Genomic DNA, 25,691 nt, shown 5'->3' on the forward strand with positions numbered 1-25,691 from the left:
GCGCGTTACAGCGCCATTTCCAGTTCGGTTTCCTTGGCGAAACGATGAATCTCGCGCTGCCCGGCATCTGTCAGCTGCAAGGCGCGAGAATCATTGGGCAGCATCAACCATCCCGATTGCATGAACAGCTGCAACAGTGCCGCGCCCAGCGAGCCACCCATGTGCGGGCGGCGCTCGCTCCAGTCCGGGCAGGCGCAAGCCACCTGTGCATTACGGTGCGCCAACGCCTGAATGAACACCCCACGCTTGGCCAGTTGCGTCGACCCCTTGTGCGTGACTACCACTCGATGCTCGAGCTGCTCGATCCACCTGGAGTCAAGCAGGCGCTGGTAAAGGTCAGCTGCCAGCGTCCCCCCCAAATGGTCATCGCAAAACCGCGCACGCAACAATGAGGAAGGCGCCGCCTGCGGTCGGGCAATCGGCGTGCTGCGTTTGTACATTTCGGGAACCTCTCGCGGCGCGCTGGCGATCGTGGCACTGGCCAGCGCTTCGATGGCTGCGCCGATCTCGGGAGCCGCCAGACGAAAGAAGCGTTTGCGCCCACGGGCCTCGACTTTCAGCAGACCGCCAGCGGACAGACGCCCCAGATGCGCGCTGGCCGAAGACGGCGACAGCCCCGCCAGCAACGCGAGTTCCTCGGTCTGCCGGGCCGAGCCATCCATCAGCGCCCACATCATCGCGCTCCGTTTGGGATCGGCCAGCAACGCGGCGATCTGGCTGATGCAAGGTGCATGTTCCATGTATTCACTCCCTGTTGGATCGTATCGTCTGCTGCTCGCAGACATCTTGACCAGTAATCAGTCCTCGGCCAAGACGCGGAAATCGCCATCACCCCAGGCAAGGCAGACCGCTGACGCAGCGGACTGTGCGCAACAATCAGCAGCACTGGCGCGACCCTCGATCACACCCGGGTGGCTCGGTCTGAGCGTGCCCGGGCCAAGGTGCCAGTGCAGGCATGAGGCGGGCGCTAGTATAAGCGGGTTGCTCGCCGCGTCCTGCGTCCGAGCCGGCGTGGGTGGTGATTGTTCCTGAGAGAAATTTCGCTATTTACCTGCGACTAATGATCAGCTTTCGAGAAAACGGGAAAATGACTACTTAAATCAGCGCATCGGCTGGCAAGCATCTCCCTCAGAAGGTTCACCGGCTTACTCAATTGAGCGCGATGGGCGCACAGCAGATTCAGTGGAGCGCGCTCGCACAGCAGCTCCGGCAGCAGCACTTTCAGGCGCCCGGCGAGCACATCTTCGGCGACGTCGAGCCAGGATTTATAGGCAATCCCCGCACCAGCGACCGCCCATAGCCGCACTACATCGGCGTCATCGCTGAAGCGGTCACCACTGACGGTCAGGCCGACCTCGCGCTTGCCATCGTGAAAACTCCAATAGTCGTGAACCCGGCTGCCGAGCATGTACAACAGGCAATTGTGCTGGGCCAGTTGTTCGAGCTGCAGCGGTTCGCCGTGTTTGCTCAGATAATCCGGCGAGGCGCACAGCACGCGGCGGTTGTTCGGGGCGATTGGCATGGCCACCAGGCTGGAATCCTCCGGCTCGCCGTAACGCAGGGCGATGTCCACCGGTTGGCGGAACAGGTCAGCGATGCGGTCGCCCAATAACAGCCGCACTGAAAGCTTGGGGTGTTCTCGCTGAAAATCGTCGAGCCATGGCAGCAACTGATTACGGCCAAAATCCGAAGGCGCCGACAGCTGCAGAATGCCGCTGACCTGATCCTGACCGCTAGCGAGCAGGCGCCGACCTTCGTCCAGACTGCCCAACGCCGCGCGCGCATATTCGAGGAAGCCTTCGCCCTCGGCAGTCAGGCGCAGGCTGCGCGTGGAACGCGCCAACAAACGCGCGCCGAGTTGCCCTTCGATGCGTTTGAGCGCTGCGCTGGCCACTGCGGCGGACATGTCCATCACCCGCGCCGCCGCCGACAGGCTGCCCAGATCAGCCGCCCGGACAAACAACTGCAAATCGTCAAAGCGCAGCATCTCAGCCTCGATTATCAAAATAATATTGAAAGAGCCTGCTCTTTTAGCCGGTTTTATCTTGCAGAGAAATAGCCAATCATCCGTCCCAACGTAATCCACCCGTTTTTGGAGTCGAGCATGTCCCAGCCATTCACTGCCATCGCCACCCTGATCGCCAAACCCGGCCAGCAAGATGCACTCGAACACGCGCTGCGTGCGCTGATCGAGCCGACTCGCGTCGAGGCCGGTTGCGGTCAATACGATTTGCATCAGGACCTGGCCAACCCGCTGGCCTTCTACATGATCGAACACTGGGCCAGCGACGAAGCCCTGCAAGCCCACGACGCCAGCGCGCATGTGCAGAACTTCCGCGCCAAGGCCGGCGACTTCCTTGAGCACTTCGAACTCAAGCGCCTGCGCACTATCGCCTGAATCCATCTTCTATCAACTTTTTGGAGTCATCCATGAAAGCCATCGCCTATTACGCCTCGTTGCCAATCAGCGACGCCAAATCCCTGCAGGACATCGAACTGCCGGAGCCGGTTGCCGGCCCGCGCGACCTGTTGGTGGAAGTCAAAGCCATTTCGGTGAACCCGGTTGATACCAAGGTTCGGCAGAACGTCGCGCCTGAAGCTGGCGCGGCGAAAGTGCTGGGCTGGGACGTAGCAGGTGTGGTCAAGGCTGTCGGCAGCGAAGTGACCTTGTTCAAGGCTGGCGACAAGGTGTTCTATGCCGGCTCGATCACTCGCGCTGGCGCCAACAGCGAACTGCATGTGGTGGATGAGCGGATCGTCGGGCATATGCCCAAGTCGCTGGGTTTTGCCGAAGCGGCAGCTCTGCCACTGACCGCGATCACCGCGTGGGAGCTGTTGTTTGAGCGTCTGCAAATAGGTGAAGGCAAAAGTGACGAAGGCCAGAGCCTGCTGATCGTCGGCGCGGCCGGCGGTGTTGGCTCGATCCTCACCCAACTGGCCAGCCAATTGACCGGCCTGAAAGTGATCGGCACTGCATCGCGTGCGCAAACCCGCGACTGGGTGAACGGACTTGGCGCTGACTTGGTGATCGACCACAGCCAGCCATTGAGCGAAGAACTGAAGCGCGCCGGCATCCAGCACGTGACCCATGTCGCCAGCCTGACTCAGACCGATCAGCATCTGGATCAGTTGGTCGAAGCGTTGGCGCCGCAAGGCAAACTGGCGTTGATCGACGATCCGAAAGCGCTCGATGTGAGCAAACTCAAGCGCAAGAGCCTGTCGCTGCACTGGGAGTTCATGTACACCCGCTCACTGTTCGAAACGGCGGACATGATCGAGCAGCACAAACTGCTCAACCGAGTGGCCGAGCTGATTGACGACGGGACATTGAAAACCACGGTCGGCGAGCACTTTGGCACGATCAACGCGGCCAACCTGCGTCGCGCGCATGCGCTGCTGGAAAGCGGCACGGCCAAGGGCAAAATTGTATTAGAAGGTTTCTGACGAGTTGAAAATCGCAGCCTGCGCCCGTCACCAAAGAGTCTGGCGCGGGGCCTGCGAGATGATTGTGCCGTCAGTCCGAGAGTTGATCCTTGTCACAATTGCGACCGTATTCAGGACTACAATCCAGACCTTTGCGGTGCATCTTTTACGTATGGGAGGTCAGCAATGAAGATCCTGATAAAAGAAATGGCAAAGTCCCAATGGCAAGTTCGCCTTGACCAGCACGCCGTGACATTTCGCAGTGAGGCCGAAGCTCGGGCCTTTACTCGCACGCTCGAAGCGCGCCTGCACGCGCCCCATCAGATTCCCGATCCCAACCAGCAGCGCGCTGCGGGCTGAGGCCATCGACTCAGGCCTCGGCCTGCGCTTTGGCCAGCGCCCGCGCATTCTGCAAACGTCGGGTGAGCATCGCGACGCTCACCACCAACACGCCGCACAGGCTGATGACCATTGCCATCGGCATGGCCGTGCCGTCGTGCAACACGCCGACCAACGCCGCCGCGCCGGCCGCCACGCTGAATTGCAGGCAACCGAGCAGCGCCGAAGCACTGCCTGCCCGTGCGCCCTGACCGTTCATCGCACAGGCCGAGGCATTGGGCAGGATGCAGCCGAGGCTGGCGATGCAGATAAACAGCGGAATCAGCAGCGGCCACAACGCCTCGGTGTGCATCGCGCTGACTGCCAATAACGCCAGACCTGCCGCCAGATACACCCACACCGCACGCGACAGCAGATACGCCGGGCCACGTTTGGCCAGCAGTCGTGCATTGACCTGCGCTACCAGAATGAAACCCGCCGCGTTGGTGCCGAACAACCAGCCGAAATGCTCAGCGGGTACGCCGTAGAGTTTGATAAAGACGAACGGCGAGCCGGCGATGTAGGAAAACATCCCGGCAACCGCGATACCGCCAGTCAGGGCGTGGCCCATGAAAATCGGATCCTTGATCAGCCGACCATATTGGCGCAGCGCACCGGACAACGGTTGGCGCGGCACGTGCGCCGGCAGACTTTCCGGCAATCCCAATGCCACGGCCAGTCCGGCCAGCGCGCTGAAACCGGTGAGCACGAGGAAGATCGACTGCCAGCCGGTGGTGTTGACCAGCAGACCGCCGAGCATCGGCGCGAGAATCGGCGCCAGGCCCATCACTAGCATCAACTGCGAGAAAACCTTCGCCGAACCCACTGCATCGCACTTGTCACTGACCACCGCCCGCGCGATGACCATGCCCGCGCAGCCGCCCAAGGCCTGGACGAAGCGCGCGCCGATCAGCCATTCGAGGTCCGGCGCATACGCGCAGGCCAGCGAAGCCACGGTGAACAAGCCGACGCCCGTCAGCAGTGGAATGCGTCGACCAAAGCGGTCAGCCACCGGGCCGTACAACAGTTGGCCGATGGACAGGCCCAAAAAGTAAGCAGCCAGCGTCAGCTGAACGTGCTTTTCATCGGTGCCGAAGGCCAGTGCCATCGATGGAAATGCCGGCAGATAGAAGTCAATCGCCAGCGGGCCGAAGGCGCTCAAGGCACCGAGAATAAGAATCGTACGGAAGTTCATCAGGCGTCCAGGTGGGCTGCTGTTCAGCCAATACAGGCATAGCCCGACAGTCTAGCCGCGCGAGGACGCCTTGAACATTCCGATAGCTCGCTAACAATCAAATCAATCAGGCGAGTTTGATGATGTAGCCTTCTTCGCTGATCGCGGCGATTACCTGCTCGGCGCTCAAAGCGCTTTCGACGCCGACCTCTTTGGCAGCCAGATCGACCCGCACACTGGCGGCAGGATCGAGGCTCTGCACGGCTTGAGTGACGGCTTTGACGCAGTGACCGCAGGACATACCTTCAACATTGAACACTTGCATGGAATGACTCCTTGAGTGAGGTTGCCGGCAGTTTCGAGCTTGCCACGATGGCAAGGTCAAGTTCTGCAAAAAACTGCCGGGCTGGCAATCGGCGCCGCGCTCGGCCAAGCTGCGTGCATCAATGACCTAAACTCAGGAGATTCAGCATGCGCTGGTCAGCTTTCAGCCTGTTTGGCTTCCTCAGCCTGTTTGCCGCTATTCCTTCGGTGCATGCCGCCGGGGAAGATTACGGCGTGCTGATCATTTCCCGCGAGCGCCTCGAAGTGGCGACCAACTGCGAGATCGGCGTGTATATCCAGGATCAACTCTCGGCGCGGCTGTTCCAGGAACAGAGCACTTCATTCAATCTGCCGCCGGGCACTGTCTCGCTGCGCCTGAAATTGCTGCCGGGACAAGTCGCCGGTTGCAATCCGGGATTGCTGGCGCCGGGTTCGCAGGAAATCAAACTGCAAGCGGGTGATGTGCAGAAGTACCGGATCGCCATGACGCAGGAAGGCATGTACCTCAAGCGTGCTGATCTGGGGTATTGAGTTTTTGATGCTTGACCTTGCCTGCATGGCAAGGTTGATCCTGTGGACATCTTCTACAGGGAGTAAGACCGATGTCCGATTCCAGCGCCTTCGATCTGTCGATTGCCGGCATGACCTGCGCCTCCTGCGCCGGTCGGGTCGAACGGGCCTTGAGCAAAGTGCCGGGGGTGAAAAGTGTCAGCGTCAACCTCGCCAATGAACGGGCGCACGTTGAATTGCTCAATGAGGTCGCGCCGCAGATTCTGATCGGCGCCGTGACCAAGGCTGGCTACTCGGCCAGCGAATTTGCCCTTGAACAGCCGCAAACCGGTGACCAGCAACAGCGTCTGCAACATGAACGCTGGGCGGTGATCTGCGCCATCGTCCTCGCTTTGCCGCTGGTGCTGCCGATGTTGCTCGCGCCGTTCGGCATTCACTGGATGCTCCCGGCCTGGGCGCAATTCGCCCTCGCCACTCCGGTGCAATTCATCCTCGGCGCACGGTTTTACGTGGCCGCATGGAAAGCCGTGCGCGCCGGCGCCGGCAACATGGACTTGCTGGTCGCCCTCGGCACCAGCGCCGGTTATGGCTTGAGCATTTACGAATGGGCCACCGCCGCCGGGCGCATGCCGCATCTGTATTTCGAAGCTTCGGCGGTGGTCATCGCGCTGGTGCTGCTCGGCAAATACCTCGAAAGCCGCGCCAAACGCCAGACCGCCAGCGCCATTCGCGCACTTGAAGCCTTACGGCCGGAACGAGCGATTCAAGTCATCGATGGCCGCGAGCAGGATGTCGCAATCACTGCCCTGCGTCTTGACGATCTGGTGCTGGTCAAACCCGGCGAACGCTTCCCGGTGGACGGCGAAGTTGTCGAAGGCCAGAGCCATGCCGACGAGGCGTTGATCAGCGGCGAGAGCCTGCCAGTGCCGAAACAACCCGGCGACAAAGTGACCGGTGGCGCGATCAATGGCGAAGGTCGCTTGCTGGTGCGCACGACCGCGCTCGGCGCGGAAAGCGTGCTGGCGCGGATCATCCGCCTGGTGGAAGACGCCCAAGCGGCGAAAGCACCGATCCAGAAACTGGTGGATAAAGTCAGTCAGGTCTTCGTGCCGACCGTGCTGGTGATCGCCCTCGCGACACTGATCGGCTGGTGGCTGTACGGCGCGCCCATCGAAGTGGCATTGATCAACGCCGTCGCGGTGCTGGTGATCGCTTGCCCATGCGCCCTCGGTCTGGCGACACCGACCGCGATCATGGCCGGCACTGGCGTGGCCGCGCGTTACGGGATTCTGATCAAGGATGCCGAAGCACTGGAACGCGCGCATGAAGTCAGCACGGTGGTGTTCGACAAGACCGGCACCCTGACTTCCGGCACCCCGCGCATCGCGCACTTCAGCGCGGTGGATGGTGATGAAAACACTTTGCTGCAACTGGCCGGCGCACTGCAACGCGGCAGCGAACATCCACTGGCCAAAGCCGTGCTCGATGCGTGCAGCGAACGTGAACTGCATGTGCCAGATGTCAGCGACAGCCAATCGCTGACCGGTCGCGGCATCGCCGGCACGCTCGACGGTCGGCGTCTGGCGCTGGGCAATCGGCGGATGCTGGACGAGAACGGTCTGAGCGCCGGTGCCTTGGCCGAGTCCGCCAAAGACTGGGAAACCGAGGGCCGCACACTCTCGTGGCTGATCGAACAAAGCCCCTCATCACGCGTACTCGGTTTGTTCGCCTTCGGTGACACGCTCAAACCCGGCGCTTTGCACGCAGTGCAACAACTGGCCAAACGCGATATCCACAGCCATTTGCTGACCGGCGATAACCGGGGCAGCGCCCGCGTGGTCGCCGAGGCATTGGGCATCACCAGCGTGCACGCCGAAGTCCTGCCCGCCGACAAAGCCGCCACCGTCGCCGAACTGAAGAAAACCGGCGTCGTCGCCATGGTCGGTGACGGCATCAACGACGCCCCGGCCTTGGCCGCCGCCGACATCGGCATCGCCATGGGCGGCGGCACCGACGTCGCCATGCACGCGGCCGGGATCACCCTGATGCGCGGCGATCCACGACTGGTGCCGGCGGCGCTCGAGATCAGCCGCAAGACCTACGCGAAGATCCGTCAGAACCTGTTCTGGGCCTTCGTCTACAACCTGATCGGCATTCCACTGGCCGCTTTCGGCTTTCTCAACCCGGTGCTGGCCGGCGCGGCGATGGCGCTGTCGAGCGTCAGCGTGGTGAGCAATGCGCTACTGTTGAAAACCTGGAAGCCCGAGGATCTGGAGGACAAGCAATGAACATCGGCCAAGCGGCCCGCCACAGTGGCCTCAGCGCGAAGATGATTCGGTATTACGAGTCGATCGGCCTGCTCAAAGCGGCACATCGCAGCGACAGCGGCTACCGCATCTACGGCGATGACGACCTGCACACGCTGGCGTTCATCAAGCGCTCGCGCGATCTGGGCTTTTCGCTGGAGGAAGTCGGCAAGCTGCTGACCCTGTGGCAGGATCGCCAGCGCGCCAGCGCGGATGTGAAGGCACTGGCACGCCAGCATATCGATGAGTTGAATCAGAAGATTCGCGAGCTCGGCGAACTGCGCGACACCTTGCAGGATCTGGTCGAGCACTGCCAGGGCGACCATCGCCCCGACTGCCCGATCCTCAAGGAACTGGCGTCGGGCTGCTGCGCGCAACCTGCCCGCGCCTGATTGCCAGCAGCTTCATCAGTAGCAACGTGCCGAGGGGAATGCCGTGGAAAAGCATCACCACGGCACCCGGCGCCCACCACGCATAGAACGGCGCAGCGATCAGCATGCCGACGCCGAAGCCGGTCATTTGCAACAGCGTCAGAAAGCTGAAAATCGGCAGGCGCAGTTGCTCAGGCTCGCGTTGCAGGCGCGACATCAGACCGACCTCCGAGAATCCGTCGCCCAGCCCCGCCGGCAACGAAAACAGCAGCAAACCGTAAAGGCTCTGTTGCTGGAACATCAGGATGAACCCGCAGGACATCAGCAGCACACCGCAGAAAAACCGCCGCTCCAGATTGATGTTTTCCGAGCCTTTGAGGCGACTGGCAATTCGCGCGCCGAGCAGTTTTCCCAACGCCCACACTGCCAGCATCAGGCCCAGCGTGGTGCTGGCTGAATCCGGCGTGAGCAGTTTTGAGATGATCGGAAACCCTACGTTGTGCGCCGCGCTGCCCAGGGTGTCGGCCATCGTCACCGCGAGCATTGCGGCAATCACCGGCGCACTGCGCAGGCCTTGCAGCAGCGCTGCCCATTCGCCGCTTTCGGCTTTGGTTTCGGCAACCGGCTCAGGTTTGCTGAAACGCAGCGGCACAATCAGCAACGCCGCCAGCAGATAGGTCAGCGCGTTCAGCGCGAACACCGTTTCAAACCCAAACCCCGCGACCAGCAAACCCGATACCAGACTGCCGCCGACCATCGCCAGCGACGACGCGGAGGTGATCCAGGCATTGGTCTTGAGCAACTGTGCCGGTTCGATCAGTCGCGGCAACTGGCTGTTGAGGCCGATCGCGAACATCGAATTGCCGAAACCCAAGCCGAATGCAATCACCGGCAACCACAGCGCCTGCTGGCTGACCGGCAGAATCAGCAACAAGCCGAGCACCGCCGCGCGCAGCAGATCAAACGCAATCAGCGGAATGCGTCCGCTCCAGCGCCGATAGAACATCGTGCCAATCAGACTCGCGAAGATCCCGCCGCCGACCCGGCTTGCAAGGAAAATTCCGACGCTCATGGCGCTATTGCTCAGCAGATAGACGTAGGTGGCAAGCGCGACCATGTTGAGGAACGCGCCGAAGTCGGAGATCAGGCGGGCGGTGATGATCAGACGGGCGTTGCGGGGTGGGAGCACATTCAGTCCTTGAGTGTGGGTTTTGGGGGCGGTGGACAGTAGACGCTAATTTGTATGGATCCGGAAGCCGTGCCCTCACCCTAGCCCTCCCGAAACGTCGGACCGCCCAGGGGTAGAGGGGACTGACCGAGGTGTTCTTACGGGATACAGCGACCTGAAATTTTCCGGGTGAACTCCAGAATGAGTGACGTGTGAGCCTTGGCAGTAAACAAACTCAAGTTCAACGCGTACTTTCAGGTCGATGTACCCGGAAAGAACAACTCGGTCGGCCCCCTCTCCCTCCGGGAGAGGGCTGGGGTGAGGGTAAAAAATCCCACTGACACACAAAGAAAAATCGACACCCACAAAAAACCCGGCCGAAGCCGGGTCTCTCGTTTCACACAATCACTGCATCCACGGTGGCGGCGGCGGTTCGTCCGACTTGCCCTTGGGCTCATCATCTGCCGCACGGATCGCTTGCTTGCGCTCTTCATCGAGTCGCGCTGCTTCGATCTCGCGCAGGATACCGCCGACATCCGCCTGCTCTTCCGGATCGTCGAACTCGCCGGTCAGCACGCTGTTCGGGTGCAAGGTGCCGGCTTCGTACAACGCCCACATTTCCTTGGCGTACTTGGTCGCCTTCAACTCCGGTGCAAAGCGACCGAAATACGAAGCCATGTTGCCAACGTCACGTTCGAGCATGGTGAACGCGTGGTTGTTGCCCGCCGCGTCCACTGCCTGCGGCAGGTCAATGATGACCGGGCCGGTTGGCGTCAGCAGCACGTTGAACTCCGAGAGGTCACCGTGTACCAGACCAGTACACAACATCAGCACGATCTGCGAAATCAGGAACGCGTGATATTCGCGCGCCTGATCCGGTTCCAGCACCACGTCGTTCAGACGCGGCGCGGCATCGCCGTACTCGTCGGCCACCAGTTCCATCAACAGCACGCCTTCAAGGAAGTCGTACGGTTGCGGAACCCGGACACCAGCGCCGGCCAGCCGGAACAGCGCCGCAACTTCAGCGTTCTGCCACGCGTCTTCGGTTTCTTTCTTGCCGAACTTCGAGCCCTTGGCCATGGCCCGGGCCTGTCGGCTGTTACGTACCTTGCGCCCTTCCTGATATTCGGACGCCTGGCGGAAACTGCGTTTATTCGCCTCCTTGTAGACCTTTGCGCAACGTAACTGATTACCGCAGCGCACCACATAAACAGCTGCTTCTTTACCACTCATGAGTGGGCGCAGCACTTCGTCGACCAGACCGTCCTCGATCAGGGGTTCAATGCGTTTTGGAGTCTTCATCAGCTTTTATTGTGGGTCCTGTATTGCCAAACACGCGAATGTCACTCGTTATACGGCAATCCTCGCGTCTCGGGGAGGGGTTGCCGACCTGTGAACCTGTGGATGCACACACTGTGCCGGAAAAATCGACCGCTGCGAATCATAGCTGAGCCGGCGCAAAATGTTGGCAACCGGCGTTGAGGGCATTTGCGACAGAATCTGACACAGTGAAAAAATCGCCTAGCGTTCGATGATTGCGGTAACACCCTGGCCGCCAGCCGCACAGATCGAAACCAATCCGCGTCCTCGCCCCGCCGCATCCAGCAACTTCGCCAGATTGGCCACAATCCGCCCGCCCGTCGCGGCGAACGGATGCCCGGCCGCCAGCGAACTGCCCTTCACGTTCAGCCGACTGCGATCAATCGAGCCCAACGGCGCATCCAGCCCCAGACGGGTCTTACAGTACTCCGCGTCTTCCCAGGCCTTCAACGTGCACAACACTTGCGCGGCAAATGCTTCGTGAATCTCGTAGTAGTCGAAATCCTGCAGGGTCAGACCGTTGCGCGCCAGCAAGCGTGGGACGGCATACACCGGGGCCATCAACAGGCCTTCCGCGCCGTTGACGAAATCCACCGCAGCGGTTTCGCCGTCGCGCAAATACGCGAGAATCGGCAAGCCGCGCTCCCTGGCCCATTCTTCGCTGCCCAGCAGCACCACTGCCGCGCCATCGGTCAGCGGTGTCGAGTTGCCGGCGGTCAGCGTGCCCTTGTCACTTTTCTCGAAGGCCGGTTTCAGCGTGGCGAGTTTTTCCAGGGTCAAGTCCGGGCGTAGATTATTGTCGCGGGTCAGGCCGAGAAACGGGGTCATCAGATCGTTGTGCCAACCCTCGCTGTAAGACTCGGCGAGTTTGTGGTGGCTTTCGAAGGTCAGTTGATCCTGTGCTTCGCGGGGGATATTCCAGGTCTGCGCCATCAATTCGCAGTGTTCGCCCATCGACAGGCCGGTGCGCGCTTCGCCAATGCGCGGCAAGTCGGGGATCAGGTGTTTGGGGCGCAGTTGCAGAAAGGCCTTGAGCTTGTCACCGGTAGTTTTCGCGCGGTTGGCTTGCAGAAGAATTCTGCGCAGGCCTTCGCTGACACTGATCGGCGCATCCGACGTGGTATCGACCCCACCGGCGATGCCGCATTCAATCTGGCCGAGGGCGATTTTGTTGGCCACCAGCAGCGCAGCTTCCAGACCGGTGCCGCAGGCTTGCTGAATGTCATACGCCGGTGTCGATGGAGACAGACGCGAGCCAAGCACGCATTCGCGGGTCAGATTCATATCCCGTGACAATTTCAGTACCGCGCCTGCGACCACTTCGCCGATGCGCTGGCCGTGCAGGTTGTAGCGTTCGATCAGGCCTTCCAGTGCGGCGGTGAGCATCGCCTGATTGCTGGCAGTGGCGTACGGCCCATTGGATCGGGCGAAAGGGATACGGTTACCGCCGATGATCGCGACGCGGCGCAGCTGAATCATGAAAAGCTCCTTAATTTGTGATCTGAAACCCAATACCTAAGCGGTCCTTGTGGCGAGGGGATTTATCCCCGTTCGGCTGCGCAGCAGTCGTGAAATCTGTGCATGCGTTTTGCCAGATTCACTGCGATTGAGGATTTGGGGCGGCTTCGCCACCCAACGGGGATAAATCCCCTCGCCACAGGTTCGCTCCCACAGTTTCCGCATTTATCTGCAAGACCTGCTAAACCTCAGTGTTCTAGCGTAGGCCTTATTGCGCGGATCGAACGATTGATTGCCCCGCGCAGTCCACACTTTGAACCCCATCTTCTGGAGAGCGTTCCATGTCTGACCGCTATATCGACTTCGCCAACTCGTCCATCGGCCACCGTCTGGTCGGCGCATTGGGCCTGCCGTCGCCGGTGCGGCTGGAACGCTGGGAGGCTGGGCGCCTGCGACCAGTAGACGGCGCGCTGCTGATCGGTGGCGGACCGCTGGCCGCGCAGGTCAGCAGCTTCGCCAATCGCCTGACCGACGGGATTTATCGCTACGGCGACGAGCCTGCGAGCGCCACGCAATGGATTCCCGGCCTCGGCCCCAAGCTCAAAGCTGTGGTGTTCGACGCCAGCGATTTGCAGCACACCGATCAACTCAAACAGCTGCGCGAGTTCTTCCAGCCGCTGATGAAGAACCTCGACAGCAGCGCGCATCTGGTGATTCTCGGGCGCGCCCCGGAAACCCTCAGCGAGCCATTCGCCGCCAGTGCACAACGGGCGCTGGAAGGTTTTTCGCGCTCGTTGGCCAAAGAACTGCGTAGCGGCGGCACGCTGCAATTGATCTACGTCGGCGAAGGTGCCGAGGAGCAACTGGAAGGCCCGTTGCGGTTTTTCCTGTCGCCGAAAAGCGCGTTTGTCTCCGGACAAGTGATTCGTCTGACGGCTTGCGCCACACCTGTGACTGACTGGACGCGCCCCCTGGCCGGCCGCAAAGCGCTGGTCACCGGCGCCGCACGCGGCATCGGTGCCTCCATCGCAGAAACACTGGCCCGCGATGGCGCCGAGGTGATTCTGCTCGACGTGCCACCGGCCAAGACCGATCTCGACGCCCTCGCCGCGCGACTTGGCGGGCGCAGCATCACCCTCGATATCTGCGCCGAAGACGCCGCCGCGCAATTGATCGAACAGCTACCGGATGGCCTCGACATTCTGGTGCACAACGCCGGGATCACCCGCGACAAAACCCTGGCCAACATGACCCCGGAATTCTGGGATGCTGTGCTGGCAGTCAATCTCAACGCGCCGCAAGTGCTGACCAAAGCCCTGCTCGACAACGGCACCCTGCGTGACAACGCGCGAGTGGTGTTGCTGGCTTCGATCAGCGGCATCGCCGGCAATCGCGGGCAAACCAACTACGCGGCGAGCAAGGCCGGGGTGATTGGCCTGGCGCAAGCCTGGGCGCCAACCCTGCTGGAACGCGGTATCAGCATCAACGCCGTGGCGCCGGGCTTCATCGAAACCCAGATGACCGCACGCGTTCCGTTCGGCCTGCGTGAAGCCGGACGACGCATGAGCTCACTCGGTCAGGGTGGCCTACCGCAGGACGTCGCCGAAGCTGTGGCGTGGCTGGCGCAACCCGGCACCGGCGCGTTCACCGGGCAGGCGTTGCGCGTCTGCGGGCAAAGCGTTCTGGGGGCCTGACCATGAGCATCGAATGGCAAACATTAGCGCGTGAACCGAGCTTGCCCGGCTTGTATGTCCGGGCCGCGTCCCGACGGAAAATCACCGGCACTCAACTTCCCGACAGCGGACTGCGCTGCCTGGTCGACGTCGATGGCAAGCGTCTGGCGGACTATCGAAAGGTCTGCGGCTTTGCCGACGATGGCCTGCTCCCGCCGACTTATCCACACATCCTCGCGTTCGCCTTGCAGATGCAATTGCTCACAGCCAAAGAGTTTCCGTTTCCGCTGCTCGGCTTGATTCATTTGAGCAACCGCATTCGTGTATTGCGGCCGATGGGCGGGATCAGCCGCGCGCAAGTCAGTGTGCGCGTGAGCAATCTGCAAGCGCATCCGAAAGGCGCGACTTTCGATTTGCTGACTACTCTCGACGATCAACTCGGGCCGCTGTGGGAGGCGGAAAGTCAGATGCTCTGTCGCGGCGTGAAACTTGAAGGCGAGCCGGTCGAGCAGACCTGGGAGCCGACCTTGCCACTGCAGCAAGTGGCGCAATGGCAAGCTCCGGCGGACATCGGCCGGCAATACGCCAAGGTCTCCGGCGACTACAACCCGATCCATCTGAGCGCCGCCAGCGCCAAGCTGTTCGGTTTCCCCAGTGCGATTGCTCACGGCCTGTGGAACAAGGCGCGGACACTCGCCGCGCTGAGTGATCACCTGCCCACCGCCAACCTGGAAATTGCCGTGCACTTTCGCAAACCGGTGCGCCTGCCAAGTGAGGTATCGCTGTTCGCCAGCGCGGCCGGATCGAGCGGTGAATTGCGCTTGATCGGCTCTGGTGAGCTGGAGCACATGGTCGGCAAATGGCAGCCGATTGCCTGAATTCCAAGGCCAGGCAGACCTGTAAATTGTGTGTATATCACTTAAGTTTTTTCGCGCTTCGTAAATTACTGAAACCAAATCCAAGCCTTGATTCTCAAGGCTTTTTTTTGCGTGCTTATATCCTCGGTATTAGTCCTTAGGCAGCAATTTCCCATCCCTATATAAAGGCGTTAATACCAACTTGAGAATGGTCTGGATCCAGCCTTGCGAGTGAGATGAGCACAACGGACGAAGGCATTGCCGCCAACAGAATCGGCGAGCCATCGAATACAACGAACGTTGTGACAAGGTGCAGGAATCTCAATCATGAAAACTCAAGTGTGGTGCAAATCGGCAATCGCTCTGGCATTGATCCTCTCCCTCGGCCTCACCGGTTGCAGCAGCGGCGGTGGCGGCCATAAAAGTAGCTCAGGCAGTTCGTCGCCGAGCGATTCGACCGCAGGCGCAGGCACTGGTGGAACCGGCGCCACCGGCGGCACGGGTGATACAGCAGGCACTGGCGGCACAGGTGGTACTGGCGGAACCGGCGGCGGTACAACGCCTGTCAATCCTACGGACCCAACCAATCCAACCAACCCGGTTGACCCGACTGATCCGACCAACCCGACCAATCCAACAACGCCTTCGCTGGTCACTACCACGCTGGTGCAGGATGTCGGCAAAACTGTGAGCGGAGTGGGTGATGGCGTTGGCCAGATCGGCGACTCCTTGAGCGGCGTGCCTGTAGTCGGTGGCGTGGTGCAGAGCGCCGCCAACACCGCCGGTAACGTCGTCAGCACACTCGGCGATGGCGTGACCAACGGCATCGGTAAACTGGCGACTGATCCCAAAGGTTTGACCACCACCGTCTCTTCGGTCGGCGGCGTTGTGCAGGATGTCGGCGACGGCGTTTCCGACCTCAGCGGCAAACTGGCGACCGCGACCAATCGCGTCCCGGTGGTTGGCGGTGTAGTGACGAAAGTGGCGCCGGTGCTCGGTGGGGTCGGCCAGAAGGTCACCATGCTGGGCGATACGCTCACTACTACGCTGACCAACGGCCCGACCAGCAAATTGACCAACGAACTCGGCGGCAAACTGGTGCCGGTAATCGCCATGGTCGAAAGCACCACGGACAAAATCGGTGATGCCACCGGCCTGGGCGATCCGCTCAAGGGTGTGGTTGCGAAAGTCGGCGGCGCGGTGAATGGCCTGGGAGACAAGGTCGCTGACGCGGGTAATGGCAACGCCTTGACCAACACCCTCGGCGGCGCGCTGAGCAACACCGGCACTGCCGTCGGCAAGGCTGGTGGGCTGGTGTCTAATGGCACCGGTTCAGGTACGGGTGGTATTGGGGGCGGTCTCGGTGGCACAGGTCTGCTGCAAACTGTCGGGGGCGCAGTGGTCAACCTCGGCACAGGCTTGAACGCCGGCAGCACCAATGGCGTGGTCAGTGCCGGTGGCGTCACCGCGGGCGGTCTGGGTAATACCATCGCTTCAATCAACACCGTGCTTGGCGGTTCGGGTACACCGATCACCGGGCCTACTTCAGCACTGGCAACGGTTGGCGGCACGGTGGGCGGAGCGCTGAACCCTGTGACCAGCGCCGTGACCAGCCTGACCCAAAATGTCGGCGCCACCACGGGTATCGGAGCGCCAGTCGCCGGTCTCACCGGCCAGGTCGGCGGTGCGGTCAGCAACCTTGGCGGCGCGATTGCCGCCACGAACAACCCGGTCACCACCGCGGTTGGTGGTCTGGTCAGCAACGTTGGCGCAACCGTCGGCGCCGTGGGTGGGCTGGTCAACGGCACTACCAGCGGCGGCACCACCGGCGGCGGGCTGGGCGGTGTACTCGGTGGCCTGACCGGCGCCTTGGGCGGCAACCAACGCTAATTTGCACCTGGCCGATTCGACGGCCTCACCTACAGCGCCTACGCTTGGTTGAGGGCGGAAGATTCCTACGAGTCTTCCGCTTTTTTCTTTGGAGAAACCCGCCAATTCCTGCGGCCTGAACATGGAGTGTCCTATGCGCGTTATGGCGTCCCTGCTGTTCCTCAGTCTCAGTTCCGCTGCCCTCGCCGACACCCTCCCGAGCTTTCTCAACAGCAACGAAACCATCCGCAACCTGCCGGTGCCGAACCTGCCTGCCGACGCCTATCGCCCGACCGCCGCACCGCTGCAAGTGCCGGAACCGGGTGCCGCCGCAGAGCCGTTGATGATGGGCACCAAAATCAATTTGAAAACCGTGCAGATCGAAGGCGGCACAATCTACCCGCTCAACGAGCTGGCGGCGATCTACCAACCCTTGATCGGTCGCGAAACCAGCCTCGCCGACCTGATCGAAGCGACGCGCAATATCACCCGGCGTTACCAGCAAGACGGCTACCTGCTGTCCTACGCATTTTTGCCGCAACAAACCTTCGATGACGGCGTGGCGCGGGTAGTGTTGGTCGAGGGTTACGTCAAGGATTACCAGTTGCAGGGCGATGTCGGCCGGGTGAAAAGTCTGCTGGATAAACTGGTGGCGAAAATGCAGGCCGAACGGCCGCTGACGCGCAAGACATTCGAGCGCTACACCACGCTGATGACACGCATTCCCGGCGTTACCGTGCAGGCCCAGGTGCCGCCACCCGGCACCACCGATGGCGCCACGACGTTGATCGCCCAGGCCAGCCGCAAACCATTTACCACCAGCATGAGCACCACAGAAGACAACCGCAACGGCACCCAGGCCCTGCTCGGTGTCAGCAGCAATTCACAGACTTCGATGGGCGAACAACTGTCACTCAGCGGCCTGTTTCCGCCGGGTGATGATGACGAGCATTACTACCGGGCGGACTACAACCAGTTCATCGACGCCGAAGGCACGCAGCTGAGTCTGTCGGCCTCGCGCTATCGCGCCGACCCCGGCACCAACGTGCGGCTCGCCAATGGCCTGGAGCTCAAACCGCACCGCGAGAATGATCGCTACTCAATCGGTTTCAGCCTGCCGCTGATTGCCGCCTCGAATGAACTGCTGACTGCCGGATCACGCCTGTACGCAGTCAACGACAAGACCCGCTACAAAGTCGTTGGCTACCCGTTGAGCGTCGAAGAGCGCACCGACGTTCGCGCCCTCGCCTTCGAAAGCGACTGGCGCAAGGCTGACGCGCGGCAACTGCGCATCCTCAGCGGCGGCGTCTATCAAGGCCTCGACAGCATGGGCGCGAAAACCAACAACAGCGCACTCGACCTGGACTTCTTCCGCGTACGTGTCTCCGGGGTACAGAGCGACAAGTTCTTCGACAACTGGCAAGGCGTGCTCTCGGCTGCGCTGTACTGGAGCAACGACAGCCTGCCCGACAGCGAACGCGCCGTGTTCGGCGGACAGAATTTCGGCCGTGGCTATCCCGATGATCAAGCGTCCGGCGACAAGGGTTGGGGCGTGGCATACGAGATCAACTACAGCTTCAACCGCGACGGCAACTGGGTGCGCATCCTGCAACCGTACGTCGTGCTCGACCGCTCGAAATCCTGGTTCAACAAACTTGCCGTGCAAGACAACGACCTGTCCTCGGCAGCGATCGGGCTGCGGTTTGGTGATGCCAAGTACTACAACGTGGCGCTGGAGGCGGCCAAGCCGATGTCGGATGAGGCACTGGACACGTTTAATCGTCGGCCGCGTTACAGCATCAGTTTCAGCTATCAACTTTAAACCGCTATCGCTGGCAAGCCAGCTCCCACAGGAATCGCGCGTATTTCAAAATGGCGCATGACCTTGTGGGAGCTGGCTTGCCAGCGATGAACGATAACGCGGTAAGACTGACTGAATGTTTAAGTCTGCGGATCAACCCGATCCAGCGCCCGATTCACCGCCAACTCCGCCAGCATGATGATCTGCTGAATCGCCAGCGCCGAATGCCGCTGCTCGCCGCTCAACTGATTGGCAAAATTGCTCGCCAGCGTACTGGCCGACGCCAGGGATTCACAGGCGTGGGCCAGCAGACTTTCGGTATCGATATTCGGCGTGACCATGAACATGGTGCTCGGCTTCCGGGGTTTGGAAAGGCTTGGGCAGAGGTAGAAATCGAGGGCGCGTTTGATGGCCTCGCGGTTGCGGGCGAGGTCTTCGATGCGCAGGGCTTCTTCGAGGGGGGTGGTGGGGTCTTCGGGTGGATCGGGAATCAGCTTGTCCATAAAAACTCCTACTTGGCTGTGAAGCCACCTTCCGTCGTTTCCACACGACAAAAAGGTGGCAGCTGTACGCAGGGTGGAAAACCGATAAGTAGGCAACCGGCCAGACCGAAGTCTGCCCACGCACAGCCGCCGCGACGCAGTTTGCAGACGAAAGACAACGTCGGCAACGATTACGGTAGCGCTGCAATGCATCTACTTGAAATTCAGGTTTCCACACCTGCTCGCTGATAGGCAGCGACAGCCAAAGACTAGAGAGCGCACGTCCGACGGACAACCTGAAAACCCTGTGGGAAGGTTCGGCAAATTCAAAACATTTTTAAACGCAAGCGGATGGAATGCAGAGCGGATTGCGGGTTTCGAGGGATCTTTGATCGGCCTTGAGAGCTGGCCCTCACCCTAGCCCTCTCCCAGAGGTAGAGGGGACTGACCGAGGTGTTTGGAAGATGTACGCCGACGTGCCCCACCGAGGTGAATTCAAATTCTGCAAAGTCCCGCTCCAGATTTTGCCCCACCACCACTCAACAGGATGAGCGTTAGCTCGGCTGCAGCTCTTGATCTTGATCTCGAACGCCCATCGGCAGGCTGAGTGGAGGGATTTATCCGGGGGTGGGAGCGCAGCGACCGTTCGACGAAGTCGAACACATCGAGAGGAGGTGCAGCGCAGCAAACCGGAGGCGATGCCCCCGGATGAATACCGGAGCGAAGGGACCCGAGCCACAGCGAGGGCCGAACGTCAGGGTAAAGACCTTTGGTTACTTTGGGCTGGGCCGGCATTCCGGCTTTTGCCAAAGTGACCCGACCGTCAGGGCGGAACCACCATCAGCAACACCACAACCCCTCACCCCTTGGGAAACAAATTATCAAGCGTCTCCAACAACCGAACGTGATAAATCGGCTTGCGAAAAAGGTCCAGCACCTGCAACCGCAACATATCGCTCACATCTTCCATATCCGCATGCCCCGACGTCACGATCACCGGCAAATGCGCACGCGAAGTATGCTCACGCAGCCGCTTGATCAACGACATGCCACTCTCTTCCGGCATGCGCAAATCAGTAATCACCAGCGCAATATCCGGATGCTGAGTCAGATGCCGCAACGCCAGTTTCACCGACGTCGCGGTATGACAGACGAAGTCCTCCCCCTCGAGCAACTCCGCCAGTTCCAGCAGTGCATCTTCCTCATCATCGACAAGAAGCAACTGCTGGCGGAGCGGACGTGAGGAAGACATGGGCAAACCCTGCGATGGACTTAGCGCTGACGTTAGAACCCCTTGGGCGCATTCGCAAGTTGCCGGCCGATGATCAGCATCCGGTCAGAGTGCGTTTTGAATGGTGGTGAACATGGTGGTGATGGCAGCCGAAATCGGCGTAACAAACACCGCCAGCGCCACCGCCACCATACCGGCAATGATTGCGTATTCGATACCCGAGGCGCCCTCGGTGTCCTTGACCAGACCTTTGTAAAAAGCGACTTGGGATTTGATTGTCTGCACGACTTTTTTCGAAAGGGACATAGCGACTTCTCCTTGAAAGACACCGGGTGTTGCGTGCTCGCAACATGATTCCCCTGTGCCAGCATCAGCATTGTCGGCAATGCCCGGACCGACAACTGTAAGAACGGATTAACACCAAAGTAGTAACGCGCCAAACAACCGCAAAAAACCATGTTTGGCGCGATAGCCCCCTACTTTCGTTGGATATTTCACTGTGGCTAATGGCGTTTTGTTCGGGCTGGGCTACCTTCAAATAGCAAAATAGTTACTGATTCATAGCTGTCTGATTGCGAAATCATCTCGTTGGTAGTCACGGTTTTTACATGAGCATCAGTGCAGCGGGAAAGGGAGAGCCATCATGAACAGTCGCGTCACGCTGGGCCTGGCTGGTGCCTTGCTGCTCGGTGCCATCATTGCCGGTTACTGGGGCCTGACACTGAGTCGCCAGACTCCGCCTGCCGAACCTGTCGTCACCGTCGCCGCTGAACCCGCAGCCCCCCCCATCACTGCCGCGTTACCGGTGGACGATCCGACCCGTCAACCGGTCGTGGTGCTGCTCCGCGACATCGCCCCGTTCGTAAAAATCAGCGCCGCCGACGTCACCGTAGAAAAGTTGCGCGCCGCGCCTGCCGGCAGCCTGGGCAGCGTCGAGCAAGTGATCGGCCGCACGCCATGGCGCGCCCTCAGCGCCGGCACCTGGTTGACCGATGAAAGTTTTGCAGCCGGCAGCCCGCTGTCACGGATGATCCGCCCAGGCGAACGCGCGCTCGCGGTTTCCGTAGATGAAGTGATCAACGCTGGTGGCCAATTGGCGCCGGGGGACTACGTCGATGTGCTGCTGTTTCTGCGCAAGGACGAGAGCAACCCGCAGCCGTCCGCGCAGTTGGTGGTACCGGCGGTTCGTGTATTGAGCGTGGGCAATCAGATGGGCCTGACCAACAACGGCCAACCCGCCACCCCCGCCCACAGCGAAGAAGAAAAACTCAAACAGGAACAACTGCGCAACGCCGCACGCAGCGTGGTGCTGGCGGTGCCCGAAGCGTTGCTCAATCGTTTGATGCTGGCGTCCAGCGCCGGGGTGTTGCGCCTGGCGGTGCGCAGCGCCGATGAACAGCAACTGGCGAAATACTGGGCCGGCGACGACAACGTCGCCGCAGGCCTCGATACACCGCGCCGCGCACTGATCGAATTCAATCAACTGTCACTCACATCGCCGCCCAAACCACTCACCGTGGCCAGTCAACCGGCGCCGCGCAAACCCGCCGTGGAAGTAATACGCGGCACTGAATCCGCAGCCCCCACTCACTGAATCGAGCAAGGACGCACATTCATGCGCAAATGCTTCACGCCCCTGATCCTCGGCTTGCTCCGGGTCTCGCTGTTGAGCGTTGCTTCAACCGGCAGCGCCCTCGCGGCCGCCAGTAACTGTGCCGCGCTCGCGCCGTTGCCGGCGGTGCTGCAAGTCGGAGAAGGCCTGCAACAGGCAGTGCAATCACCCGTGGCGATCACCCGCGTGGCGGTCGGTGATCCGAAGATTGCCGATGTGCGCGTGACCGGCGATCAAGGGGTGTTACTCACGGGCGTCGGCCCCGGCGCCACCACATTGATGATCTGGAGCGCCTGCTCCAGTACGCCACGCCAGAGCATGGTGTTCGTGCAAGGCAAGGCCACCGCGGCGATGACGGCCGTGGCCACCCCGGCCAGCGTAGAGGACATCCTGCCGTCGCAGGTGCAGACCGACATTCGCTTCGTCGAAGTCAGCCGCACCAAACTCAAAGAGGCCGGCACCTCGATTTACGGTAAAGGCTCGAACAACTTTCTGTTCGGCGGGCCGGGCACCGTCCCGAATACGGCTGTCACCCCTGGGTTTGTGCCGTTGCGCAACCTGCCCGATCCGCGCATCGCGGTACCGAGCATTCCGTTGGCCAACGACATGTTCAACATTGTCTGGGGCGGCGGCAGCAGCAAGTTCCTCGGCATCGTCAACGCACTGGAGGGCAGCGGTTTCGCCTACACCCTGGCGCGACCGAGTCTGGTGGCAATCAGTGGCCAGAGCGCGAGTTTCCTCGCCGGCGGCGAAGTGCCGATCCCGGTGCCGAGCGCCAACAGCAACAGCTATTCGATCGAATACAAAGAGTTCGGCATTCGCCTGACGCTGACGCCAACGGTGGTCAGCCAAAACCGCATCGCGCTCAAGGTTGCTCCGGAAGTCAGTGAACTGGATTACAACAATGGCGTGACCATTGGCGGCACCAAAGTGCCGGCGTTCACCATCCGCCGCACCGACACCAGCATCTCCCTGGCCGATGGCGAAAGCTTCGTCATCAGCGGTTTGATCAGCACCCGCAACGCATCTGAGGTGAACAAGTTTCCGGGGCTGGGCGACATCCCGGTGCTCGGCGCGTTTTTCCGCAATTCCTCGATCAATCGCGAGGAGCGCGAACTGCTGATGATCGTCACCCCGCACCTGGTGCAACCGCTGGCCGCCAACGCGCCGCTGCCATCGCTGCCTGGGGAAAAACTGCGCAATTACGACCCGAACTGGTATCGCCTGTACTTCCTGGAAAACGGCAACTTCGATAAACGCAGCGGGTTATCGCAATGAGCCAGAGCCTGAGTCAGACCTTCCTCGCCATCACCCGCAACAACACTGATCTTGAGTGGTTGCAAGGCGCCCTCGCGCCGCTCGGCCAAGTGGTCAACGCCGACAGTGGCAGCCTCGACGAGTTGCTCGCACTGGTTGATGTGACCTTCGCCAGCCTGGTGTTTGTCGGTCTGGATCGTGAGCATCTGGTGGCGCAAAGTGCACTGATTGAAGGCGTGCTCGAAGCCAAGCCGATGCTGGCGATCGTCGCCCTCGGTGACGGCATGGACAACCAGTTGGTACTCAACGCAATGCGTGCCGGGGCGCGGGATTTTGTCGCTTATGGATCGCGCTCCAGTGAAGTCGCCGGGCTGGTGCGACGGCTGAGCAAACGCCTGCCAGCGGTGGCGCAGAATGCCCAACTGGGTGGTCTGACCGTGCTGTATGGCATCCAGAGCAATGCCGATGGCGCGCTGCTCGCCAATCACATGGCGCTGGTGGTGCAGAAGAGCGGCCAGCAGACGTTGCTGCTCGACCTTGGCCTGCCGCGCGGCGACAGTCTCGCGTTGCTGGGGCTGGAGAGTTCGTTTTTCTTCGGCGACGCGCTGCGCCACTTGCGTCGCCTCGACGCGACGCTGATCGACAGCGCATTCACCAGTGCCGAGGCCGGTCTGCGCATTCTCGCCTATGCGCCCGGCGACGAACCGCTGGAGCGCACCAGCGCAGCCGAGCTGTACATGTTGCTCAGTGCCTTGCGGCAGCATTTTCAGCACATCGTGGTGAACCTCACCGGGCAACCCGACAGCGATGCATTGCGCACCTTCGTCAGCCATTGCGACAAGTTGCTGTGGTACACCGATCAAAGCGTGCTCGACTGCCGGCGCAATTTGGCGGTGCTCAATCTGTGGCGCGAAAAAGGCATGAAACTCGACCACGGCCGATTGCTGGTCGATCGCTATCTGCGCAACGTTGCGCCGGATTCCGACACCCTCGGCAAAACCTTCGGTCTGGAAGTCATCGCAGTGCTCGCTTACAGCCCGGAGATTCGCCTCAACGCCAAAAATCAGGGCGTGAGTCTGTTCGAGCTGGCGCCGCGTGAAGCCCTCAGCCAGAGCCTGCGTACCCTCGGCGAACGTCTGGCGAAACGCTCCGAAGGTCTGGCCAAACCCAAGGTCAACTGGTTCAACCGCTTGCGGGGCACCTCATGAGCGGCGAGCAATTGTTCGGCGGCCCGCAGCGCCCCGTGACCGGCAACACCGATCACGATGGCCTGAAACTGGTGCTGCATCGCTACATCATCGACGCCATCGAAGAGTCGGGAAAAAACCTGCTGGAAGGTTCGCGGCAGGTGCTGGCGCAATTTGTCATCGACAAGGTCGCCGAATACATCGCGCGTCTGCACCTGGCGATTTCGCGTTACGAAATGGAGCGCCTGGCCGAAGAAATCGTCGATGAGCTGACCGGATTCGGCCCACTGGAAGTGCTGCTGCGCGACACGGCCGTGACCGAGATTCTGGTCAACGGCCCGCACCGGGTGTTCATCGAACGTGACGGCGTGCTGCACCTGAGCGACCTGCGTTTCATCGATGCGCATCACGTCGAGCGCGTCATGCAACGCATCCTCGCCCCGCTCGGCCGGCGCCTCGACGAGTCGTCGCCGATGGTCGATGCACGCCTGCCGGATGGCAGCCGCGTCAACGCAATCATCCCGCCGATTGCCCTCGACGGGCCGTGCCTGTCGATTCGCAAATTTCGCAAGGACATGCTCAAAAGCACCGACCTGATGGCGATGCAGACCATCGATCAGGCGATCTTCGACTTCATCGAAGAAGCGGTCGGCAAACGCTGCAATATTTTGATCAGCGGCGGCACCGGCACCGGCAAGACGACGTTGCTGAACATTCTCAGCCAGTTGATCAATCCGCATGAGCGGCTGGTGACCATCGAAGACGTCGCCGAATTGCAGCTCGGTCATCCGCACGTCGTACGCCTGGAAACCCGCCCGCCGAATGCCGAGGGCCACGGTGAAGTGAAGTCCAGCGACCTGATCCGCAACGCCCTGCGCATGCGCCCTGACCGGATCATCCTCGGCGAGATTCGCGGGGTTGAAGTGGTCGATGTGCTGACCGCGATGAACACCGGCCACGACGGTTCGATGAGCACCGTGCACGCCAACAATGCTCAAGATGCCTTGCTGCGCCTGGAGACGCTGGTGGGCCTGACCGGGCGCACCATCGCCGAACGTACCTTGCGCCAGATGATCTGCGCCGCGCTCGACGTGATCATTCAACTGACGCGCATGCCTGATGGCCGGCGCTGCGTCAGCGAAGTGGTGGAAGTGGTCGGTGTGCGCGACGACGTGTACGTCACCAACACCTTGTTCCGGCTTGACCGGCGCAGCGGCTTCGGCTTCCTGCGCGAGGCGATCAACCCGGCCGGCGACAAATTGCGTCGCGAACCGACGCTGCCGCATTGAG

24 protein-coding genes are annotated in these 25,691 nt (G+C 61.1%); 14 read left to right on the plus strand and 10 right to left on the minus strand.

What is annotated here, in order from left to right:
* Window positions 1-5 precede the first annotated feature (5 nt).
* Entirely contained in the window at window positions 6-740 is a 735-nt protein-coding gene (locus ACOI8A_RS15250) for an ArsR/SmtB family transcription factor (RefSeq protein ID WP_420647145.1), read from the minus strand.
* Window positions 741-1,057: 317 nt separating this feature from the next.
* The gene (locus ACOI8A_RS15255; RefSeq protein ID WP_420647144.1) at window positions 1,058-1,987 is read right to left on the minus strand and encodes a LysR family transcriptional regulator; all 930 of its coding nucleotides are present in this window, start codon (window positions 1,985-1,987) and stop codon (window positions 1,058-1,060) included.
* Window positions 1,988-2,104: 117 nt separating this feature from the next.
* Here ACOI8A_RS15255 and ACOI8A_RS15260 point away from each other — a divergent pair, with 117 nt between their 5' ends.
* The 3 genes from ACOI8A_RS15260 (at window position 2,105) to ACOI8A_RS15270 (ending at window position 3,783) form a co-directional block, all read left to right on the plus strand.
* Window positions 2,105-2,398 carry a putative quinol monooxygenase gene (locus ACOI8A_RS15260; RefSeq protein WP_420647143.1) on the plus strand — a complete coding sequence of 98 codons (294 nt, stop codon included), beginning with the start codon at window positions 2,105-2,107 and terminating at the stop codon, window positions 2,396-2,398.
* 32 nt (window positions 2,399-2,430) lie between these two features.
* Window positions 2,431-3,444 carry a zinc-binding alcohol dehydrogenase family protein gene (locus ACOI8A_RS15265; protein WP_420647142.1) on the plus strand — a complete coding sequence of 338 codons (1,014 nt, stop codon included), beginning with the start codon at window positions 2,431-2,433 and terminating at the stop codon, window positions 3,442-3,444.
* 165 nt (window positions 3,445-3,609) lie between these two features.
* Window positions 3,610-3,783: a hypothetical protein gene (locus tag ACOI8A_RS15270; protein WP_420647141.1), complete on the plus strand. Its 174-nt coding sequence runs from the start codon at window positions 3,610-3,612 to the stop codon at window positions 3,781-3,783.
* Window positions 3,784-3,793: 10 nt separating this feature from the next.
* On the opposite strand, the gene ACOI8A_RS15275 is transcribed toward ACOI8A_RS15270, so the two are convergent.
* Window positions 3,794-4,996 (minus strand): multidrug effflux MFS transporter, encoded by a 1,203-nt coding sequence (locus ACOI8A_RS15275; RefSeq protein WP_420647140.1) that lies wholly within the window; start codon window positions 4,994-4,996, stop codon window positions 3,794-3,796.
* A 106-nt stretch (window positions 4,997-5,102) separates the two neighbouring features.
* Window positions 5,103-5,300 (minus strand): heavy-metal-associated domain-containing protein, encoded by a 198-nt coding sequence (locus tag ACOI8A_RS15280; protein WP_420647139.1) that lies wholly within the window; start codon window positions 5,298-5,300, stop codon window positions 5,103-5,105.
* A 146-nt stretch (window positions 5,301-5,446) separates the two neighbouring features.
* On the opposite strand from ACOI8A_RS15280, the gene ACOI8A_RS15285 reads away from it, so the two are divergent.
* The 3 genes from ACOI8A_RS15285 to cueR all read left to right on the plus strand — a co-directional run bounded on the left by ACOI8A_RS15285 (window position 5,447) and on the right by cueR (window position 8,507).
* Window positions 5,447-5,830: a hypothetical protein gene (locus tag ACOI8A_RS15285; protein WP_420647138.1), complete on the plus strand. Its 384-nt coding sequence runs from the start codon at window positions 5,447-5,449 to the stop codon at window positions 5,828-5,830.
* A gap of 71 nt (window positions 5,831-5,901) precedes the next feature.
* The gene (locus ACOI8A_RS15290) at window positions 5,902-8,097 is read left to right on the plus strand and encodes a heavy metal translocating P-type ATPase (RefSeq protein ID WP_420647137.1); all 2,196 of its coding nucleotides are present in this window, start codon (window positions 5,902-5,904) and stop codon (window positions 8,095-8,097) included.
* A complete protein-coding gene (cueR, locus tag ACOI8A_RS15295; RefSeq protein WP_420647136.1) occupies window positions 8,094-8,507 on the plus strand; it encodes a Cu(I)-responsive transcriptional regulator in 414 nt (137 codons plus the stop codon). Before ACOI8A_RS15290 ends, cueR begins: the two co-directional genes overlap by 4 nt.
* Here the strand turns inward: cueR and ACOI8A_RS15300 are convergent.
* The 3 genes from ACOI8A_RS15300 to ACOI8A_RS15310 form a co-directional block, all read right to left on the minus strand.
* The gene (locus ACOI8A_RS15300; RefSeq protein WP_420647135.1) at window positions 8,461-9,675 is read right to left on the minus strand and encodes an MFS transporter; all 1,215 of its coding nucleotides are present in this window, start codon (window positions 9,673-9,675) and stop codon (window positions 8,461-8,463) included. The two genes, cueR and ACOI8A_RS15300, sit on opposite strands and share 47 nt — an antisense overlap.
* Before the next feature lie 384 nt (window positions 9,676-10,059).
* Window positions 10,060-10,956 carry a PA4780 family RIO1-like protein kinase gene (locus ACOI8A_RS15305; protein WP_420647134.1) on the minus strand — a complete coding sequence of 299 codons (897 nt, stop codon included), beginning with the start codon at window positions 10,954-10,956 and terminating at the stop codon, window positions 10,060-10,062.
* A gap of 219 nt (window positions 10,957-11,175) precedes the next feature.
* On the minus strand, window positions 11,176-12,453 hold the full coding sequence (locus ACOI8A_RS15310; RefSeq protein ID WP_420647133.1) for an acetyl-CoA C-acetyltransferase: 1,278 nt from the start codon (window positions 12,451-12,453) through the stop codon (window positions 11,176-11,178).
* Between the two features lie 320 nt (window positions 12,454-12,773).
* Between ACOI8A_RS15310 and ACOI8A_RS15315 the strand changes: the two genes are divergently transcribed.
* The 4 genes from ACOI8A_RS15315 to ACOI8A_RS15330 all read left to right on the plus strand — a co-directional run bounded on the left by ACOI8A_RS15315 (window position 12,774) and on the right by ACOI8A_RS15330 (window position 18,653).
* Complete coding sequence (locus tag ACOI8A_RS15315) at window positions 12,774-14,126, plus strand: 3-oxoacyl-ACP reductase (protein ID WP_420647132.1); 1,353 nt, start codon at window positions 12,774-12,776, stop codon at window positions 14,124-14,126.
* 2 nt (window positions 14,127-14,128) lie between these two features.
* Window positions 14,129-14,983, plus strand: a complete 855-nt coding sequence (locus tag ACOI8A_RS15320) for a MaoC family dehydratase (RefSeq protein WP_420651292.1) — start codon at window positions 14,129-14,131, stop codon at window positions 14,981-14,983.
* Window positions 14,984-15,289: 306 nt separating this feature from the next.
* Window positions 15,290-16,852, plus strand: a complete 1,563-nt coding sequence (locus ACOI8A_RS15325; protein WP_420647131.1) for a collagen-like triple helix repeat-containing protein — start codon at window positions 15,290-15,292, stop codon at window positions 16,850-16,852.
* A gap of 133 nt (window positions 16,853-16,985) precedes the next feature.
* Window positions 16,986-18,653 (plus strand): ShlB/FhaC/HecB family hemolysin secretion/activation protein, encoded by a 1,668-nt coding sequence (locus ACOI8A_RS15330; protein WP_420647130.1) that lies wholly within the window; start codon window positions 16,986-16,988, stop codon window positions 18,651-18,653.
* Window positions 18,654-18,772: 119 nt separating this feature from the next.
* On the opposite strand, the gene ACOI8A_RS15335 is transcribed toward ACOI8A_RS15330, so the two are convergent.
* The 3 genes from ACOI8A_RS15335 to ACOI8A_RS15345 form a co-directional block, all read right to left on the minus strand.
* Entirely contained in the window at window positions 18,773-19,135 is a 363-nt protein-coding gene (locus ACOI8A_RS15335; RefSeq protein ID WP_420647129.1) for a DUF6124 family protein, read from the minus strand.
* Window positions 19,136-19,973: 838 nt separating this feature from the next.
* Window positions 19,974-20,366 carry a response regulator gene (locus ACOI8A_RS15340; RefSeq protein WP_420647128.1) on the minus strand — a complete coding sequence of 131 codons (393 nt, stop codon included), beginning with the start codon at window positions 20,364-20,366 and terminating at the stop codon, window positions 19,974-19,976.
* Between the two features lie 84 nt (window positions 20,367-20,450).
* A complete protein-coding gene (locus ACOI8A_RS15345) occupies window positions 20,451-20,651 on the minus strand; it encodes a Flp family type IVb pilin (RefSeq protein WP_420647127.1) in 201 nt (66 codons plus the stop codon).
* 337 nt (window positions 20,652-20,988) lie between these two features.
* Between ACOI8A_RS15345 and cpaB the strand changes: the two genes are divergently transcribed.
* From cpaB to ACOI8A_RS15365, 4 genes are read left to right on the plus strand one after another with little or no spacing between them, the layout of a single operon-like run.
* Window positions 20,989-21,939: a Flp pilus assembly protein CpaB gene (gene cpaB, locus ACOI8A_RS15350; RefSeq protein WP_420651291.1), complete on the plus strand. Its 951-nt coding sequence runs from the start codon at window positions 20,989-20,991 to the stop codon at window positions 21,937-21,939.
* 21 nt (window positions 21,940-21,960) lie between these two features.
* Window positions 21,961-23,235 (plus strand): type II and III secretion system protein family protein, encoded by a 1,275-nt coding sequence (locus ACOI8A_RS15355; protein ID WP_420647125.1) that lies wholly within the window; start codon window positions 21,961-21,963, stop codon window positions 23,233-23,235.
* Window positions 23,232-24,422, plus strand: a complete 1,191-nt coding sequence (locus ACOI8A_RS15360; protein ID WP_420647124.1) for a pilus assembly protein — start codon at window positions 23,232-23,234, stop codon at window positions 24,420-24,422. Before ACOI8A_RS15355 ends, ACOI8A_RS15360 begins: the two co-directional genes overlap by 4 nt.
* Window positions 24,419-25,690 carry a CpaF family protein gene (locus ACOI8A_RS15365; RefSeq protein WP_420647123.1) on the plus strand — a complete coding sequence of 424 codons (1,272 nt, stop codon included), beginning with the start codon at window positions 24,419-24,421 and terminating at the stop codon, window positions 25,688-25,690. The genes ACOI8A_RS15360 and ACOI8A_RS15365 overlap by 4 nt, the downstream gene beginning before the upstream one ends.
* The last annotated feature ends 1 nt before the right edge of the window (window position 25,691 follow it).

Source organism: Pseudomonas sp. P4795 (genome assembly GCF_048822895.1).
Lineage (GTDB): Bacteria > Pseudomonadota > Gammaproteobacteria > Pseudomonadales > Pseudomonadaceae > Aquipseudomonas.